Origin of the sequence: Pseudoalteromonas sp. TB25, assembly GCF_000497995.1 — a bacterium.
Classification (GTDB): Bacteria; Pseudomonadota; Gammaproteobacteria; order Enterobacterales; family Alteromonadaceae; genus Pseudoalteromonas; species Pseudoalteromonas distincta.
On sequence record NZ_AUTI01000453.1, the window covers coordinates 1 to 18903 of the forward strand.

At 39.7% G+C, this 18903-nt stretch carries 12 protein-coding genes and 1 pseudogene; 4 read left to right on the top strand and 9 right to left on the bottom strand.

The features are described 5' to 3' along the window. The 6 genes from L652_RS01000000124305 to L652_RS0122300 form a co-directional block, all read right to left on the bottom strand. Positions 1-363 (bottom strand): UvrD-helicase domain-containing protein (locus L652_RS01000000124305; protein WP_033013664.1); only part of this gene is annotated, 363 nt, incomplete at its 3' end. Beyond that, the gene (gene recC / locus L652_RS0122280; RefSeq protein ID WP_024595962.1) at positions 350-3649 is read right to left on the bottom strand and encodes an exodeoxyribonuclease V subunit gamma; all 3300 of its coding nucleotides are present in this window, start codon (positions 3647-3649) and stop codon (positions 350-352) included. The genes recC and L652_RS01000000124305, both read right to left, overlap by 14 nt. Positions 3650-3809: 160 nt before the next feature. Further along, positions 3810-4871 (bottom strand): alkaline phosphatase D family protein, encoded by a 1062-nt coding sequence (locus L652_RS0122285; protein WP_024595961.1) that lies wholly within the window; start codon positions 4869-4871, stop codon positions 3810-3812. Continuing rightward, positions 4868-5995 (bottom strand): alkaline phosphatase family protein, encoded by a 1128-nt coding sequence (locus L652_RS0122290; RefSeq protein WP_024595960.1) that lies wholly within the window; start codon positions 5993-5995, stop codon positions 4868-4870. The genes L652_RS0122285 and L652_RS0122290 overlap by 4 nt, the downstream gene beginning before the upstream one ends. Positions 5996-6069: 74 nt before the next feature. Next, positions 6070-8439: a TonB-dependent receptor gene (locus L652_RS0122295; RefSeq protein WP_024595959.1), complete on the bottom strand. Its 2370-nt coding sequence runs from the start codon at positions 8437-8439 to the stop codon at positions 6070-6072. A 194-nt stretch (positions 8440-8633) separates the two neighbouring features. Next, positions 8634-9677, bottom strand: coding sequence for an alkene reductase (locus L652_RS0122300; RefSeq protein WP_024595958.1), 1044 nt, complete (start codon positions 9675-9677; stop codon positions 8634-8636). Between the two features lie 224 nt (positions 9678-9901). Here L652_RS0122300 and L652_RS0122305 point away from each other — a divergent pair, with 224 nt between their 5' ends. Beyond that, a complete protein-coding gene (locus L652_RS0122305; RefSeq protein ID WP_024595957.1) occupies positions 9902-10291 on the top strand; it encodes a DUF2750 domain-containing protein in 390 nt (129 codons plus the stop codon). Between the two features lie 66 nt (positions 10292-10357). Here L652_RS0122305 and L652_RS0122310 read toward each other — a convergent pair whose 3' ends face one another. Together L652_RS0122310 and L652_RS0122315 are read right to left on the bottom strand one after the other, a co-directional pair. After that, entirely contained in the window at positions 10358-11227 is an 870-nt protein-coding gene (locus L652_RS0122310; protein WP_024595956.1) for an alpha/beta hydrolase, read from the bottom strand. Positions 11228-11333: 106 nt separating this feature from the next. Continuing rightward, positions 11334-12659, bottom strand: a complete 1326-nt coding sequence (locus L652_RS0122315; RefSeq protein WP_024595955.1) for an OprD family outer membrane porin — start codon at positions 12657-12659, stop codon at positions 11334-11336. 622 nt (positions 12660-13281) lie between these two features. Here L652_RS0122315 and L652_RS0122320 point away from each other — a divergent pair. Beyond that, on the top strand, positions 13282-15960 hold the full coding sequence (locus L652_RS0122320) for a CHASE domain-containing protein (RefSeq protein WP_024595954.1): 2679 nt from the start codon (positions 13282-13284) through the stop codon (positions 15958-15960). Between the two features lie 241 nt (positions 15961-16201). On the opposite strand, the gene L652_RS0122325 is transcribed toward L652_RS0122320, so the two are convergent. Next, positions 16202-16549, bottom strand: a complete 348-nt coding sequence (locus L652_RS0122325) for a hypothetical protein (protein WP_024595953.1) — start codon at positions 16547-16549, stop codon at positions 16202-16204. A gap of 80 nt (positions 16550-16629) precedes the next feature. Between L652_RS0122325 and L652_RS01000000124310 the strand changes: the two are divergent. Then, positions 16630-18095, top strand: a pseudogene (locus tag L652_RS01000000124310) (IS21 family transposase). Then, a complete protein-coding gene (gene istB / locus L652_RS0122335) occupies positions 18088-18840 on the top strand; it encodes an IS21-like element helper ATPase IstB (RefSeq protein WP_008108712.1) in 753 nt (250 codons plus the stop codon). The pseudogene L652_RS01000000124310 and the gene istB overlap by 8 nt, the downstream one beginning before the upstream one ends. Positions 18841-18903: the final 63 nt, after the last annotated feature.

Below are 18903 nucleotides of genomic sequence, written 5' to 3' on the forward strand. Positions count from 1 at the left end.
AGCGGCTTCGTCCATTGATTTAGCAGCTGCATCGAGCAAATCAAACGCGCGGTGCTTATCATCAATTTTGGCAATTACGCCTTCAATGAGTTCGTCGTTTGGGTCTTGCCCAAGCAATGCGTCGCGCGCAGCAATAATTCGGCTGCGTACGCGGTCTTTAATTTCTTGGGTGGCGGCGTCGGTAAAGGTTACAACCAAAATTTGCTCAACACTGAGCGGCGTACTTAACTCACCTTCTATTTGCATACCTAGTAAGTAACGTAAATACAGCCCCGTAATCGTATAGGTTTTGCCGGTACCCGCACTGGCTTCTATTAAACTTTGACCAATGAGCGGCATAGTAAGAGGATTAAGTGCTTGCATGGTCACTCTCCTTTGCGTGTTCAAATAAAGGCGTGAGCAATTTATCACTCCATTTTATAAATTCTTCTTGGCAGTCATTTAGCGATTGCACCGTTAAGCGAATATACGGATTTTCGCCCTCGCCTCGCCCTATGTATTGCGGGCTAAATTTGCTCATTGCTTTTGTTATATCGCCGCCGCTTTTAACGTATTCATAACCACTTACCGGAAAGAACGGCACAGGCTCCGCGCGCAGCGCTTTGTATAACTCAAACCAATCAAGTAACAATGCATCGGCATCAGCTTTATTAATTGGCGCAAAGGTAATTTGCTTATCAAGCCCAAGTAACAATGTTTCTACTTGTTGATCCATACTTTGCACTGCGAGGTGATAAATAAAGCCTTTAATTAAATCTTTCGCTTTAATACTCGCACTGCGGTAAAACACTTGTTTTTGCAAATACACATGATTGAGCCAGCCCTCTATTTTAGTGCCTTCAATGGTAAGCAAAACTTCTATTGGCTCACTTTTCCCGCCTTTAATGTGCTCTTTTACTTGCCCTGCAAGCGCGTCAACTCGGTGCTCCATACTCTCAAATATGAGACTGCCTACATTGGCTTGAGGTAACTCACCCCGCTGCAGTATTTGCTCGGTACTTAGGGGTTGCTCGTTTATGTTTGCTTCGAGTATTTCATCAAGGTAAAAATAACGGCGCAGCGCATCTAGGCTAAAGGGTTCTTCGTCTTTTGCTACTTCGTTAAATTGTGGCAGGCGTAAGCCCAATGTTTGTTGATAAAAGCTCTCTTGTGCGCTGCACACACTTCTAATAAACACATCAAGATCTAGCTGATCTGGCACAGTCACATCAAGCGCAATAACTGGCTCTGGTTTAATTGACTCACTTGGCAGCCAAATTGGATTGTAACTGTGGTTGCTCAGCACAGTATTTGCTTGCTCATCGGCTAAATAGTAATGGCTATTAAAGGGCTGTAAATGCTGCTGATTAATTAGACATGCGGGCAGCGTTTTTTCACTCTTTTCGCTTAATACAAAACTACGCCCAATATATTCTAACAGCTCGCTTACAAGGGTTGATGGCATGCGCGGTTGGTTATCAAAACACGAGCGACCAATGTAACTCATGTATAAGTTGTCGCGGGCACTCAGTAGCGCTTCTAAAAATAAGTAGCGGTCATCTAATTTACGTGATCGGTCACCTTTTTGCTTTTTAGAATAAGGCACCAAGTCAAAACCAATGGGTTGTACGTTACGCGGGTAGTCAGCATCGTTTAAGCCCAGCATGCATACCACTTTAAATGGTACGGCGCGCATGGGCATAAGCGTACAAAAGTTTACTTGCCCAACCAAAAACCGCTGCCCTACGCCTTTTTCTTGAATGCCTTGTTTAACTAAGTAACTAACAATACGCTGCGAAACTGCTTTACTGTAATCGCCGTTGTCGTGGTGTTTTTGTAACTCTTCGAGCACGTTTTGAAGTACTAATAAATCCCAGCTGTCGTCGCTTTCACTTTCGTATATGGCGTTTAATAGCTCGCTTAAAATATGCGCTTTATTAGTGAGCGTATCATCGGGCGTTAGCTGCTCTTTAAAGCTTTGCAGTACATCAATAAAATGCACGAGCTTGTTGAGCGTATCAAGCGCCATGCCTTCTACTTCATCAGCGCTGTAAATACCGTTAAACGGGCATTGTTCGTCGCGCATGGCTATACCAAGCAGTAAACGGTTGAGCCCATGTTGCCAGGTATTTAAATCGATAGCGGGTAAATCAAAGCTGCTTTTATGTGCTGCGTTTATACCCCATTTTACCCCTACACGTTCAAGCCAATATTGAATTTGCTCGTATTCGTGCGCTTCAAGCCCAAACTTTTCGGCTATTTGCGTCACTTGTAATAAATCGAGAATATCCGACACACCAAAGCGCGAAAACGGTAAGTTAGCTAAACTCGCAAATGAACTAAGGACGGGCTTTTCTTGCTCTATGGCTAAATCGGCTAATGCGTACGGAATAAAACGGCTGCCTTGCGCCCCGCCAAATACAGCTTCAATATAAGGGCTGTAAGTGCCTACATCGGGCATCATGACAATTATGTCTTTGGGAGTAAGCGTTGGGTTTTGATTAAATAAGTTAAGTAAGTAGTCGTGCAAGCGCTCAACTTCTCTGAGCGGTGTATGGCAATCGCTGAGCGTAATACTGGTGTCGGTTGCGCTGATTGGTAACTTACCTTTGTCGTTTATAAACCACTCTTTGTTATCGGTCAGCGATTCGCCTTTAAACGCAAGCTGATAAATCTCGCTTTGTACTTGCCCTAGTAAGGTGTCGTCAAACACATCAATAAAACCATCAATCCAACGGGCATCTAACTGTACAAGTTGTTCAAAATAGTCGCGGCCTAATTTACCCCACGACGATAACAACGGATTACCAATAAAGTAGTATTCTTCATCTGGATTGGTTTGTTTTTTTTGTTGCGCTTCCACCAGCGGCATTTTGGCGTATTTAGCGCTTATTTTAGCTGCTGTTTTTTCATCTATGATATCGCCCCAGTAGTGCTCACTTGGGTTAAAAAAGAATAATATAACCTCTGTTTTTTTACTCAGCGCTGCAAACACCTCAAGCTGGGAGCTGGCAATCGCCGATATACCAAATAAACTAATGCGTTGTGGCAGTAAGCTATTGTCCATGGTCTCAAGTGCTGCAAGTAATTGCCCTTGCATGTTAGCGCGATGAAATTGGCTTTGCCCAAGTTCTTGGCTTAGCTTTACAATGCGTCGCCATAAATCAGGTTGCCATGGGGCAATGGCTACATCTACGTCATCAAGCTCATCTTTGCCGCTATCCCATGTGGCTATCCAGTGCGGTCGGTACATTAAATATTGGTCGTACACATCGGCTATTTTTTCGCATAGCGCAAAGGTTTTTTGCCCGTCAATATCGCCCTCTAAATAGGTTTTTAGCGGCAAATAAAGCGGTTCATCAATGCAGGTTGGTAAAATTGCAAACAGTTTCCAAGCAAGGTTGGGCTTATTAAATGCCGACTCTTTAGGAACATTTGGCAGTAATTGCTGATACAACTGCCAAATAAAGCTCGACGGCAGCGGAAAATCTACCTGCGCTGCAACCCCTAAGTTTTCGCTCAAACCTATTTTTAACCACTGCGACATACCCGGCGATTGCACTAGCACCACTTCTTTGTCGAACGGGCTTTGCAATGGGTTTATTTTTAACAGCTGGTGGAACTGCGCTTGCAGGGCTTCCATTCGGTTTGATTGAATAATATTTAGCATATAACACTGGCCTTGCTTGAGATAAAACCAGTGTAAGATATTTTCAATATTAGGGGTAGCGCAAACAGGTAATTGATATTAATAAATCAGAGAGTTAGCAAGTAATTTAAACGCACAGCATTAATTTTGATCACTGCGCGTTTTTGTTTATAGAGTAATGTTATTTATAAGGGCTAATACTTGATAAACTAAAGTCACTTTGCATTATTACTTCGCCATCAATGCCTTTTAATTGAAGTGAAATAGTGGGATCAATTTGCTGCCAGTCTATGCTTAAATCACCATAATTTACGTTATGGGTAAAATTCCCTACTCGGTGTTTGTTAGGGCTTACGTCTTTCCATTTTTCAGTTAAGCCAGAGCTGGTCATCTCAATTAATGGGTAATCAAGGTTTTGCTGATACTTTGATATTTCACCCCAGTGCTTATCGCCGCTGATGATCACGACCCCATTTACTTTATGCTTTTTAATTAATGCAAATAAACGGTTTCTATCTTCAGGAAAGTTTGCCCATGACTCCCAACCTGTAAAATCGGGTAAAAGCTGTAAGCTTGAGGCAATCAATTTTATTGCAGCGGGCTTTTTAAGCTCTTGTTCAAGCCATTGCCACTGGGCTTCACCTAACATGGATGCGCCCTTCACTTCACTAGGACTATACGGGCCTTGGTTATTTAACTTACGTTTAGTGTAGTATTCAAGCTCACCTACATGGTTTAACGCATCACGGTTCCAACGTAAATCAGGCATTATTACTTGTATGGTTTGCTCATTTTCACCATACATGTACGAGGTATAAATTCCATCAGAGCGAGTGCGACGCGCTGAGTTTACAGGTTCATCCCAAAAATTAAGCATAATTTGGCGTGATTGCTCTTTATGCGGATACTCTTTACCTGCATCGTTTTGGCCATAATCGTGGTCATCCCACATGGCAATGATAGGCGTTTGCGCTTTTAACGTTTTAAAACCAGGCTTTGCCCCTAAACGTTGGTACTTATCGGTAAGTACATCCATATCGTTGGTATCGCCGTAGATATTGTCACCCAAAAATATAAACAAATCGCCTTTCTCTTTGTTAATTGCATTAAATATGGGTATCTTTTTATCTTGATGCCCACACGAACCAAATAGAATTTTAGATGGCGCGGCAGTAATACTTGCGCTAATAACCGAACTCAACGCCAAGGCAGTTAGGGTTAATGGTTTTAATAGGTTCTTCATTTTAAAATCTCGCTAATAGCAGGCGCCATATTTGAATTTATTTCATTTGGATTCTGCCCAAGCGCCTTTAAAACGGTCGCCGCTATTTGCGCTTGTTTAAGCTCATTTTTAGTTTTAATTAAGCCACTACCTTTTATTGCGGGGCCAATGGCTGCAAGCCAAATATGTTCAGAGCCGACAATTCCTTCTGGGTAGGTATTTTCACCTAACTCTAGCTCAGCAAGTGCACGTTTAGAGCTGTGATGTTGCCAATCGTTGGCATTATTGCCACGGCCGTGATCAGTAGTAATAATTAGTGTGGTGTTATTTTTATAACCTGCTGTAGTTTGAATGGTTGCCCATAAGTCTTTTATAAACGCGTCACTTTGCCTTGCCGATTTAAGGTATTGATCGTAGTGACCATCATGCGCAAAGTCATCGGTTTCGCCTAAGCTTATCACTAACAACTTAGGCTTTTTAGCCAACATATACGCTTTAACAAAGCGATATGTAAAACTGTCTAGTCGTACGTTATACCAAGGACTGGGAATTTCGTTTTGTAACGCATTTAATAATGACGCATCAGTGAATAAATTCTCTTCAATTGACATAAAACCTGCATTTACATACACGTTACTGCGCTTAGTATTTACAATGTATGGAAATACATCCCAACTGCCAAATAAGGCTGTGCTACCTTTAAACCCAGGTAACTTATCTAAACGCTCTAAAATAGTTTTATTTGGGTTGAGCACTTTGTTATTACTATTTATATTTTCGTCAACTTCACCGGTGAGTATTTCGTTATAACCAGGGTATGAAAAATACCACGGGTTACTTACCGACATAGTAGAGCCGTTAGCTCTATCGCCAATAATTACGCCTTGTTTAGCCACTACTTGCGTTAAAAAAGGCATTAGTAATTGCTGGCGCTCATTTGCTGTTTTTGCCCAAAACTGGGTCTTTAATTGCTCTGGATTTTTAACAAAATCAGTATTATTAATTAAGCTATTATCAGCCCCATTAAATACTTCTTGCCAGCGTACTCCATCAAGCGTTACCAGCACTACATTTTGCGCTGCTGCTGCAAAGTTACTCGCTAATACACTTAAGCTAAATAGTGTTACTTTTAAAATCGTTTTCATCGCGTTTTGCGCCCTTTCATATAATAAAGCCCATCAATGATGGGCTTTATTTTAATTCAATTACTAAAACTTAATTAAAAGTCAGCGGTAAATGTAACTGCTGCGGTGCGTGGCGCGCCAATGTAATAAGTAGCGCCGTTACCAGTACCACCTGCTAAGTAGCTTTTGTCAGTAACGTTATAAACAACAAACGATACGTCAATGGCTTTAAACGGGCCTGCATCTACGTCAGTTGAATAACCTGCATTAAAATCAAGTACGGTGTAGCCGTCTACTTTATTACGCGTGCGAGTATCTTCGTCTTGCCATGCACCTAAGCGCTCACCAGTGTATTTAGCCGATAAACCAACACGAAAGCCATCGCTAAAGTAATCGGTAGATACCACAAATAAATCTTCTGATGAATCTATTATGCTGTCGCCTTTTCTAAAGCTCGGTGCTACCTCATTACCACTTTCATCTCTTAATATTACACCCTGTGAATCGTATGCATTTGGATCATCGGATGAATACTCAGAACTGCTATTAGTATACGACGAGTACACGCTCCAGCTTGGTGTTAACATATAGCTTGCTGCAAGCTCAAGCCCATTTGAGTCAATACCCCCTACATTTACGTACGAGCCATTTGTACCAATGGTGTAATCAATCCCATCTGTGCCACTACCAGGGGCAATAAAGGTAATGCGGTTATCAAACTTAACACTGTAAGCCGTTGCTGTAAGGGTTAATCTGTCGGCTTGGTAACGTACACCAAAGTCGATGTTGTCGGCAGTTTCTGGCTCTATGTTTATAAGTGTTGAGCTATCTCGCTCAAGTACACCGTCTTTTATTGCTGAAAAATTCTCGCTGTAACTAGCAAATAATTCTGTGCTGTTATTTAGCTGATACAATACACCACCACTAAATAACACGTCTGAGTCGCTATCTACTTTATCTGATCTTTCGTTAGCAAAGTGGTCGTATTTTTGTAATTCAACTAAATATTGTTTTGCACCAATATTTAATGTTAAGTCGCCAAAATTAATCGAGTCTTGTAGGTACCATTTGAATGTATCGGTATCAAAAGTGTTTTTGTATTGTGTCCAGTAAGGCGTGCTATCAAAGTGATGATAAATACGCGCATCAATTACTTTGTGCCAATCACGCGATTCATCACGTTCGCTTTGCTCATACCAAAAGCCCGCTTCGATATCGTGATCACCAAATGTAGCTTGGTAATTTGCCGTTACACCTAAACGATCTTTGTTGTAATGCGTGTGGCGGTAAGACATAACAGGCGTTGCTGTTGCATCGTAACACGCAGGATTTAAACCAGGACCCGACTCCCATGGCCAGCTCAAACTTTGCGTACAATCGGCATTGGGTACAAGCGGGTTGCCTTCACTATCAGCAAAACCATAAGAGCCTGCATTAGTGCTACCCTCGGTTGTTGGGTTGCCATTTTCATCAACCGGCGTTGTTAAATAAGGTGGGATCCAATCGCCGCGACCTGAATTTTTATGATAATAAGGGCTAACAGTTAATAATGAAGTTGGCGAAATAGCGTATTCAAATTTTAAATAGCCTAAGGTATTTTCACGAAGCGTTCCCCAACCTTCTGCAAACATTTGGTCAAAGTGCGGAACTCCCGTCCAATTCCATGTTAGCTGATCCCAATCGGGTGTTTGTTCAAACTGCTCAAGGCTTACGCTGTTATAGTTTGTCTCGCTTACATCATCGTAAGATAAACGACCAGTGAGCGTTAAATCGTCAAAATTAGATACAAACTTAAGCTCAGCGTGTTGGTTGTCTTTGCCCCCATTACTGCCTGAACCAATCCAGCGGCTTGTATCTGTTTGCGAGTAACTTACGTACGCTTGTGTGTTATTAAAAACAGTGCCTGTTTCGTGTTTAATATAATAACGCGTGGCATCGTGACTGCCTGATGTATAAGCAAAGGTAGTGCCTTTTTCAAGGCTTGGGTCTTTACTTACAAAGTTAAATGTCCCGCCTAGTGCTTCAAGTGAAGCCGACTTAATATCAGACGTACCTTGACCTACTTCTACTGTTGCTAAATTTTCACTCTCCAAGTAACGGTTAGCTTTAGCACCACCGCCGTAATTAGAGCCACCATTGGGAATGCCATCAACGGTCATACCTAATTGTTGTTGGTTTCCATCAATACTAAAACCACGCATAGTGATTGTAGTAGACCAATCGTCGCCACCAAATGCATCACCTTCGTTTATGCTAATACCTGGTAAGTTATCAATAACCGATAATATACTCGATACCGAACTTTGCTGCTCAAGCATTGCAGGCTCAATAACATTGTTAGCGTAGCTCGTTGGTTTAGCAACCACGGTTACTTCTTCTATGGTGTTGTCGTTAGCATAAGTAGATGTTGATACCGCCATAGCAACTGCCATGCTCAATAGCGATTTGTTTTTTAAAGCGTACATTGTTGTCCCGTTTAGTTTTAATTATGAAATATGAAAACGCGGACAGTATGAATTTTAAATATGACAACGAGGATGAACTTTATTTACATAAAGGTTAAACAAATATGGAAGATTTATGGCGGGAATATGTACAAAAAAAGACACCCAAAGGTTTAGCTTAAGGTGCCTTAATAACTAAATATAATACTTAGCTGTTACTTTAATTCAGCTAGCATTTCATCGCTGTAAGGTACTAACTCTTCACCGTTTGCAATTTTGCTAATGTAATCTGGGTTTGCGATAAGTGGGCGACCAATAGCGATTAAATCAAACTTAGCATCGTTAATTGCCTCTTTTGCTGACTCAAAACTATAGCTGCCTACGCCTACTAATGTACCTTTGTAGCCTGCACGTAAAAATTCAGACGTTGTTTTACCTTCAAGCGATTCAAACGTTGTACTGTCGTCAAAAATACCACCGTGTAAGTATGCTAAATCTCTCTTCTCAAGCTCTGGTAATAAGTAATCAAATACCGCTTTATCACGGTTATCTTCGCTCATATTAAAATAAGCACCCGGTGTAACACGTAAAGCAGTACGCTCATTACCTACAGCGGCGATAACTGCATCGGTTACTTCTAGTGCAAAACGCGACATATTTTCAGGCGTTTGACCGTATTCGTCGCTGCGTGTATTTGCAGCGTAATGTAAAAACTGGTCAATCAAATACCCGTTAGCACCGTGAATTTCTACCCCGTCAAAACCCGCTTCAATCGCATTTTCTGCCGCTTTTGCGTAATCAGCTACTAGGCCCTTAATGTCATCTATAGTCGCTGCTTTTGGTGTGATATATGTAAGCTCACGCATACGAGGTACAGAGCCTTCAACGCCAATTGCCGATGGTGCCAGTACATCGCCATCAAAAAAGTGAGGATGTGCAACACGGCCAACATGCCAAAGCTGTGCAAACATTTTGCCGCCATTAGCGTGCACTGCGTCTGTTACTTTTTTCCAACCTTGTATTTGCTCACTGGTAAATAAACCCGGTGTATTTGGGTAACCTTGCGCATCTGGACGAATAATAGTTGCTTCGCTAATAATTAAACCGGTTTCGGCACGGCGAGCATAATATTCAACCATATCTTGTGTTGGCACTAAGTTATCGTCAGCCATACAACGCGTTAATGGCGCCATAAGTACGCGGTTTTTAAGCTCAATCGTATTATTTAGTTTAAACGGAGCAAGTAAATCAGTAGTCATTTTTCAATCCTTCATTAAGTATATGCTTACTACAATGTGGCCTTTTTACAAACATTCAAGCTTATTTTGAATGATCGCTCAAATTAGTTGTGACTTATACTGCTCAATATACAAATTAGATCTGCATTGCTGAAATTAAATAGCAACTTTTCAACACTCTGTCATATAACTCGATATACTTGTGTGCATATAATTGAGATATAGTAATTAAGAGTGAGCTAATTATGACAACGCCAAATTTAAGCGAAGAACAAGCAGTAATTTTAGGGCTTGGGGCAAAAAAACGCCTAGCCTATATGTTCGAAACCGTACAACAATTTAAACAAGTATGGATTTTAAACGACGATGATGGCTGCGTTATGCTTGCCAACGAAGATGACGACTGCGTACCAGTTTGGCCAACTCGCGAATTTGCAGAGGCATGGGCAACTGGCGAATGGGCTGGCTGCAGCGCTAAAGCAATTCCACTTGCTGATTGGTTTAGTCGCTGGACACCAGGCCTTGAAGAGGATGATTTACTTATTGCTGCCTTTCCTACTGAGGAAGACGACGGCACGATATTGTTTTCAGACGAGTTTGAAAAACAATTAAGAGCACCGAAGAAAAAATATTAAGGTTCAAAGCCTAAATACTCAGAGTTATTAATTTATAAACGCGGCACTTAATTTAGTGCCGCGTTTTTATTGGCAATTTCTAAAATCCAAATAAGCCTGCGTAATAGCATCTGGATTTTCTACTTGCGGATAATGCCCAAGCTCTACAAACTCTTGTACGCGCGCATTGGGAATAAGCTTTTTATAATGTTCAATCATGTGCTTACCAGAGATAGGATCTTCTGCGCCTGCTATAAACGTAAGTTGTATATTGCTGTTTATGATGGCACCAACCCAACGTTCTCGGTTTTGCTGCCTCTGCTTTATATAACTAATGAGTTTAGGCATAACGGCTAAACCATCTTTATAAATTAGCAACTCCCAAAGTGTGTCTACCACTTGTTTTGAAGGCGGTGTACTTTTACTAAAAATAGTCACTAAATTATTGGCAAATTTTTGTTTATTCATTAATTTTGGCACTATCCAACCTAGCTTTGAAAGTAAAAGCTTTTGTATAAATAATGGTTTATGCACCTCAGGAAATAACCCACCATTTAAAAAACACACGCTGTTTATTTTAAAGTCACTTTGGCTAACCACTTGCCTTGCTAATAACTCTTGAGCCACAGTATCGCCATAGTCATGAGCTAAAATATGTACATCATTAATATTTAACGTTTTTAAAAATTGGGTATATAAGTCGGATTGTTCGGTAATTTTATAAGTAGCGTTTATTGGTTTATCTGACAAACCAAAACCTAGCATATCGAGCGTAATTACAAAATAATGTTCACTAAGCGTTTGCCACATACCTTCCCAATCCCAGCTAGCACTTGGAAAGCCATGTATTAAAAGCAGCGCAGGCTTAGTTATATCACCAGCTATTTTTGTAAATATTTGATGGCCAGAAATATGAGTGAATTGGCCCTGCGATTGCCACTGTTGAAGAGAAAACATATATTAGCTTTATTTTTATTATCTATTTGTTAGTTTTATCATAGTGGTAATTAATAAAGGAAATAAAACCAATGTATAAATTTGCATTGGCTTATTAAACGTTATTTTAAAATTTAATAGTGTAATCTACATAAACTCGGTGGTCGGCTCTGTCGCCTTTTACACCATCAACGCTGCCTGATTTTTCGGTTGTATAATCTACAAATAACCAGCGCAAACTTAAGCCTTTTATTTTCTCAACTTTATAGCGCGTATCTACAGCCCAATATTTTTCATCAGCTGTGCCAGCTAACTTACCCAGCGCAGAGTTTTCCGCATCGCTACCGCTTGTGTAGTAAAACTTTGTTGTTAAACCTGGCGATACTGCTTTTAAATCAATGCCAAAACGTGCCTGCCACGTTGCCTCGTTTTGATTTGTTAAATCGGCACCAATCAATGAGCGAGTTGGAAATGGGTTTGTACCATGATCGCCACTAAAGTTATCTTCAATCCAAGCATCACTTACTTTAGTAAATGCCGCACCTACACTCCAAATATCTTTTTTCCAATCAGCATCTAAGTAATAGGCAAATCCATCGTTTTCACTTTTAGTTAAACCTGTTAATGCGCCAGTTGCATCTTCATCATCTAAATCGCCGCCCTCTGCGCCTGTTACAAATAAATCACCATCATCTTGTGAGGTAAATATGCCAGTTGAAAGGGTTAACTTACTTTGCTCAAGTTTAATGTCGTAACTGATTTTTAATCCCATTTTACTTAGATAATTGTGCGAATTTAAATATTCAGCCTCTAATGTTATGTCGTCTTTTTTATGCGTAGCACCTACGCCCCAAATTACGCTAATGGCGCCAGGTGCCGATTGGTCGGTAGAAAAGTCTTCCCATCTATCATCATGTCGACGGCTCCATTTGTCGTATACGTAACCATATAATTTAGTGTTGCCGATTTTATAGTCGCCAAAAACACCTCGAAAAGTATTAGGAATAGCACGGCTGCCTGAGCTTTTTAAAAGCATGCTTTTGGTTTTTTGCCCACCTACTTTAACGTGACCGTTTTTGCCCAATTTAAAATCTAAAAAATATTGACCAAATTTAGAAAAGCTATCGTCTACTCCACCACTCTCATTACCTGCTGGTAAAATATTACCTGCGGCTGAACCTGTAGAGTTAATATTCATTACGGTGTAAGTCGATACACCCACATTCAATAAATCATTTATATAACCTGATGTGTAATTGAGCTCTATACCTTGAGCAAAAGTTGAATCGTCACTTGCGTCGTTATCGTAGTCACGGTCGAAATAAATTGATCTAAGTTTTATATTAAATTCATCTTGTTCTGTCAGCCCATTAACAGCAGCATACGAAGGAATAGAAATGCATGTTAATACTGCGCCTGTTGCCGCAAGTAATTTAGATACTCGGTGAGCCATAGTTATCTCCGTTACCTTGTTTTTTAAGTTTTTACTGTGCAGCACATAGGGATGTGTATGCTTTTTGACCTACACGGCAAACATGTCATAAGGTAATTACATTTCAAGTAATTACCTTTCTTTCATGCTAATAAATATAGAACAATATAAATTTATAATGTTTTAATTTTTATATTATAAAATAGTAAGAGTTTGTTTTATTACGGATGAATTGTAAAAACTGGTAAAGATTACCTCTTACTCACTCGTATCTAAGTCGCTAATTTTATTTAAAAAAATCATAATATTAATTTAATTTTACTTGATTTAAACTTACCTAAGTAAAGTTATGAGCTGCTGATTTCTTCTAAAAATCAATAAGCACAAAAACCAGCACCTTTTGCTACTACTTTTGTTGGTATCTATAAAGTGATGCAGAATTTATAAATTATTATATTTATATGCACTTTAGTTTTATCTTGAGGCTTAAAATCAACTTTTTAGACTCCCCCTACTCTAAACCTCTATAAAATATATACATTCCAATTAATAACAAAGTTGTGTCTTGAATAATAGGTGCTATATTTATCACGTTATTAAAATAGAAACACACTTACTGCGACTCATGAAAAAGGATTAATTAATGATTCAAGCACGACCGGTTAATAAAGGGTTATTAATCTCACTGCTTCCTCACGTCATTTTATTAGTTGTGGGCATTATACTTACCTACTTTGCTCATATTAAACACCAAGAAGCCATAAAAAATAAAATAAACAATGCGCTTGATAACCGCCTATCATCGCTTTCTACAGGTATTAACAGTAGGCTCGATTTGTATCAATATGGGCTATTTGGTTTAAAGGGCTTTGTACATGGGATAGGTGCAAATAACTTAAACTATCAAGCCATAACTAACTACTCTGGGAGCCGTAACTACGCTAAAGAATTCCCTGGAGCTAATGGTATTGGCTATATAAAAAAAGTTGGCGTTGAGCAATTAAATAAATTTTTGAATGATGCAAAAAACGATAGACCCGATCAGACATTTAATTTGAATACACTCGTAGCGACTAGTGATGAGCATTTTATAATTCAATATATTTTTCCTGAGCAAAAAAACTTACAAGCAATTGGATTAGATATTGGATCTGAGAGCATGCGCAAACAGGCAGCACTAAATGCTGCCATAAATAATACAACCCAATTAACGGCGCCACTGACTTTAGTACAAGCGAATAAACTCTCACAACAAGGCTTTTTAATATTAGTGCCAATATATAAAACCATTACTATTTCTGATAATAAAAAACAGCGCCTTAATGAGCTTTTAGGTTGGGCATATTCGCCGTTGTTAATTGATAAAATTTTAGACTCACTTTCACACCTTGATGAAAATCAACTAACGATAAGTGATATCAATAACAATACTGAGACTGATTTTTTTAGTTATGGCATAAAAAGCAAAACTAACGATTATCAATTAACTAAAATTATAAAATTAATGGGTAGAACGTGGAAAATTACCATTGATGCCTCAGACGCCTTTATTTATAACCTTCATCTCCCTAGTCGGTATCAAGCCATTGTTAATGGCTCTTTCGCCACTATTGGCTGTATGTTTGTAGTTTTTTTAATGCAATTGTTTATTTTTAGAAGAAACCAAAGAATTAAGAGAAAAACACTTCAGGCTAAAAAAAATAAACTCGCATTGCAGCAAGCAAATTTAAAACTAGAAAGCGAAGTTAAACAACGTACGCAAGAAATAGCCGATATGAGCATGCTCCAACAAAGTATTTTAAACAGTGCTAGTTATTCAATTATTGCGACCGACACAAACGGCTTAATCACTCTATTTAATCCCGCCTCAGAAAAGTTATTAGGCTACAAAGCGCAAGATGTTATTGGCATTAAAAACCCTGGCATATTTCATTTAAAAGAAGAAATTATAAAAAAGGCTAAACTACTTAGTGCTGAATTAAATAAACCTGTCAACCCTGGTTTTGAAGTATTTATCTTAAAAGCAACAGCAACAGAGCCAGATATTAATCAATGGACATACATTTCTTCTACAGGCGAGCAAATACAAGTTAATTTAAGTGTCACTTCGTTGTTAAATAACGAAGGAGACACCGTTGGCTACTTAGGTATTGCTTACGATTTAACAGAACAAATTGACCACGAGCAAGCCCTTGGTCACTCAAAAGAACTTGCTGAGCAAGCATCGCAAGCAAAGTCTGAATTTTTAGCAAATATGAGCCACGAAATACGAACCCCAATGAACGGTATACTTGGCACATTACAACTATTACAAGAACAACCGCTTAATGAAAAATCAAAAGAGTATTTAAAAAAATCACTGTATTCAACTCGAGCTCTCACCACCATTATTAACGATATTCTTGATTTTTCTAAAATAGAGGCCGGCAAGCTCTCATTAGAGCATAAGCCTTTTGATTTTTTTGAACTTATTCATCACTTAGAGTCAGACTTAGGTGTGCAAGCAACAGATAAAAACATTTACCTTAAATTTGTGATTGATATTGAGCACAAGCATTGGGTGGGCGACCCAGTTAGACTCAGGCAGGTATTTTTAAACTTAATATCTAACGCGATTAAGTTTACATCTCAAGGTGGCGTTACAGTAACGTTTAGGCTAACCGACGAAAACAAAATATGTTGTTGTATATCAGACACCGGAATTGGAATTTCTGAGCAGGCAATTGATCGATTGTTTGAGCGCTTTGAACAAGCGGAGCAATCAACCACGCGTGAATATGGTGGTACGGGCCTTGGCTTACCCATCACTAAATCATTAATAGGCCTTATGAATGGCGAAATTAAAGTAACAAGCCAGTTAGGTTCAGGGAGTCAGTTTTATGTGTACTTACCATTAAAACAAGCGCAGGTGGATGACAGCACATTAACAACTAAAAATATTGAGCTTCCTGACCTATCTGGAAAAATTATTTTATTAGCTGAAGATAATAAAATAAATCAGCTTGTTGCAGCTGCGATGCTTGAACCAACTAAAGCCACCATTATTATTGCCAACAATGGTTTAGAAGCGATTTCATTATACGAGTTACACAAACCAGACATTATTTTTATGGACATTCAAATGCCAAAAATGGATGGTCTTCAGGCATGTAAAATAATTAAGACGCTTAATAGCGAACAAATTGTTATTGCATTAACTGCTAATGTTTTTACAGAACAAAAAGAAATATACAGGCAGCTATTTGATGGTTACGTTTCAAAACCAATCGAAAAACATGAACTTGTCGGCATGTTATCGACACTTTGCTTAGTAAATAATTAGTCATTCTGAGGGCATTAAAAAACCCAGTTATTGTTACCTTTCGATATTAATAACTGGGCTCTAAGAATAATGGTGGGAGAGGGATTCATAGAAAAGCAATAAACCATTGTTTATAAAAAATAATACCTTTAAAAATAAAATAAAGGAATACTAATAGGTATACTAAAAGCTATTTATCTTTAAAAATAACCATGACTGCCACAAAATTCTGAACACCCTCAACGCCCTCGCTGAGCTTGCTCTACCCTTCCCAAGCATCTAATAACCTAGTAACCTTAGCATCTATAGATGATATGTCTTCCTTCATAGCTTTAATCTCACTGATATCATCAAAAGTTCTCTTTTTAAGTTCGTATTGCTCTTGCACTTTTGTATCTTTAGAAATCAACTTAGGATTTTTCCTAGCGTAATTTATTAGCTTTTCAATATATTTAGATTGGGATATTTCATCCGCGTCACTAAGCGCCTTTAGTTTATCACGCGCTGATCTAGACACCTCCAGCTGAAGTTTACACACTTTATTAGATGTATTTTTTAAGCCTCTTTCATAGCTTTTCCATGCTTTATAGAGCTTATTATTAAGCGACAATTACGGTGGCCGGTCTAGCGACAATTATCTTGGCCGGTTGATCTGATAAGGTTCGGTACAGCAGAACGGAGGAGTTCACTGTGCCGGGAACACGAATCACTGATCAGCAGGTCACTATTTATATGAAACATAGAAAGCGTAATAGCCAAGTTATCGCGGCTGCGAAAGCAGGTATTTCTGAACGTTCAGCAAGGCGCATTGATAAACTGGATGAGCAGCCATTGTCTAATAAACGCCAATGGCGAACACGTATAGATCCACTTGAATCTATCTGGGACAGTATTGTTGTCCCTCTACTTCAAGGTGATGCTACGTTAACTCCAGTGGGAATTTTTGATCATCTTTGCGAGTTTCACACCGACAAATTTAACCCGAGCTCACGGCGTACATTAGAGCGTCGAATTCATAAATGGCGGGCACTGTATGGCTCAAGCAAAGAGGTCGTATTCCTGCAAACACACGAGTATGGCCTATTAGGTATATGTGATTTCACACATGTGAAGTCACCCGTTACCATTGCTAGTGAACCCCTTAAGCATATGTTGTTTCATTATCGTATGCCCGCCAGNGCGGTGAAAGCTTTGCTGCTTTTTCTGATGGTGTGCAAAACGCATTTAAAGCAGCCGGCGGTGTGCCTAAAGAAGTGCGTACAGACAGTCTCAGTGCCGCCTATCGTAATCATACTAATGATAATGATTTTACAGAGCGCTTTAATGAGCTAGTTATCCATTATGGCTTTAAAGCGACCCGTAATAACCGCGGTATTGCGCATGAAAATGGGGCTATTGAGAGCCCTCATGGGCATCTTAAATCGCAACTGGAGCAAGCATTAAAAATCCGTGGTAGTTATGACTTTCAGACAAGAGAAGTCTATGAATCGTTTGTTGCAGACATTGTTGCTCGCCGTAATCGCCGTGTAAGTGATAAGTACGCAGTAGAGCAGCGACAATTACACGCTTTACCACGGACGATGAGCGTCAATTACACCGAGCATTATCTAACGGTGTCACGTACGAGTACTATTTCATTGAAACGTGTTACCTATAGCGTCCCGTCACGCCTTATTGGTAGCCGATTACTTGTTCGTTTATATGACAACCGCTTAGAGCTGCGCTATGGCAGCGATTTAGTTCAAACGTTAGCGCGTGTCTATGCTTCTAAAGGGTGCCGTGCACGCAATATTAGTTACTTGCATGTTATTGACGCATTGGTTAAAAAACCATTGGCATTTCGCTACTCACAACTACGTGACGACTTACTCCCAAGCGACAATTACAAAGCTATTTGGGAATACGTTAATACTCATCTTTTAGCGGATGAAGCGAGCTATTACATGGTAAAACTGCTCCATTTAGCAAAACAAAGTGGGTGTGAACGTCAATTAGGACGATTTGTAGCAGTGTCAATTACTCAGCGACAATTACCGGCCATCCGAGAATGTGAAGCGCAATTTTTAGTGATTGCATCAAACATACCCACAATAAAAATAAAGCAACACAGCTTGAGCGCTTATAGCAGCATGATACCGGGAGGTCTACATGGATAACTTCACGGCCTCGTTACCTTTAATGCTGAAACAATTAAAGCTTAGCACCATGCTTCAACAGTGGAATACCCTGGGAAAAAAAGCGATGGAAGAACAATGGAGCCCGCAGCAATACTTGTCTGAGCTGTGCCATGTTGAACTTGCGACACGCGATGACAAACGCCTTCAGCGGCTTTTAAAAGATGCAAAATTGCCAATGGGTAAACACCTTAGCAGCTTCGACTTTACCCTTGTTGATGGGGTTAGTAAGCCCCTTGTTGCTGATTTAATAAATCAGCCGGATTGGTTGAAGCACGGTGGCAATATATTGTTATTTGGCGCCAGTGGTCTTGGTAAAACGCATATCGCCAGTAGCATCGGTTATGGCCTTATCGAGCAGGGCCATAAAGTTAAGTTCGTTGCCGCGTCAGCGATTGTTCAACAACTCCAGCAAGCAAAGCGACATTTACGCTTGCAAGACGAACTTGTAAAGCTCGATAAATACAGCTTATTAATCGTTGATGACGTTGGTTACGTTCGAAAAACTGAACAGGAAACGAGCGTGCTGTTTGAATTGATAGCCCATCGCTATGAGCGACACAGCATGATCATCACATCAAACAAATCATTTGAGCAATGGGATGAACTATTTGAAGATTCAACGATGACAGTCGCGGCAATCGATCGTTTGGTTCATCATGCCACGATTATTCATTGTGAAGGTGACAGCTACCGACGCAAAACAGCGCTCAATAAGAGTAAATAAAATTCGGTATCAACCGGCCAAGATAATTGACGCGGAACCGGCCAAGTTAATTGACGCTAGATA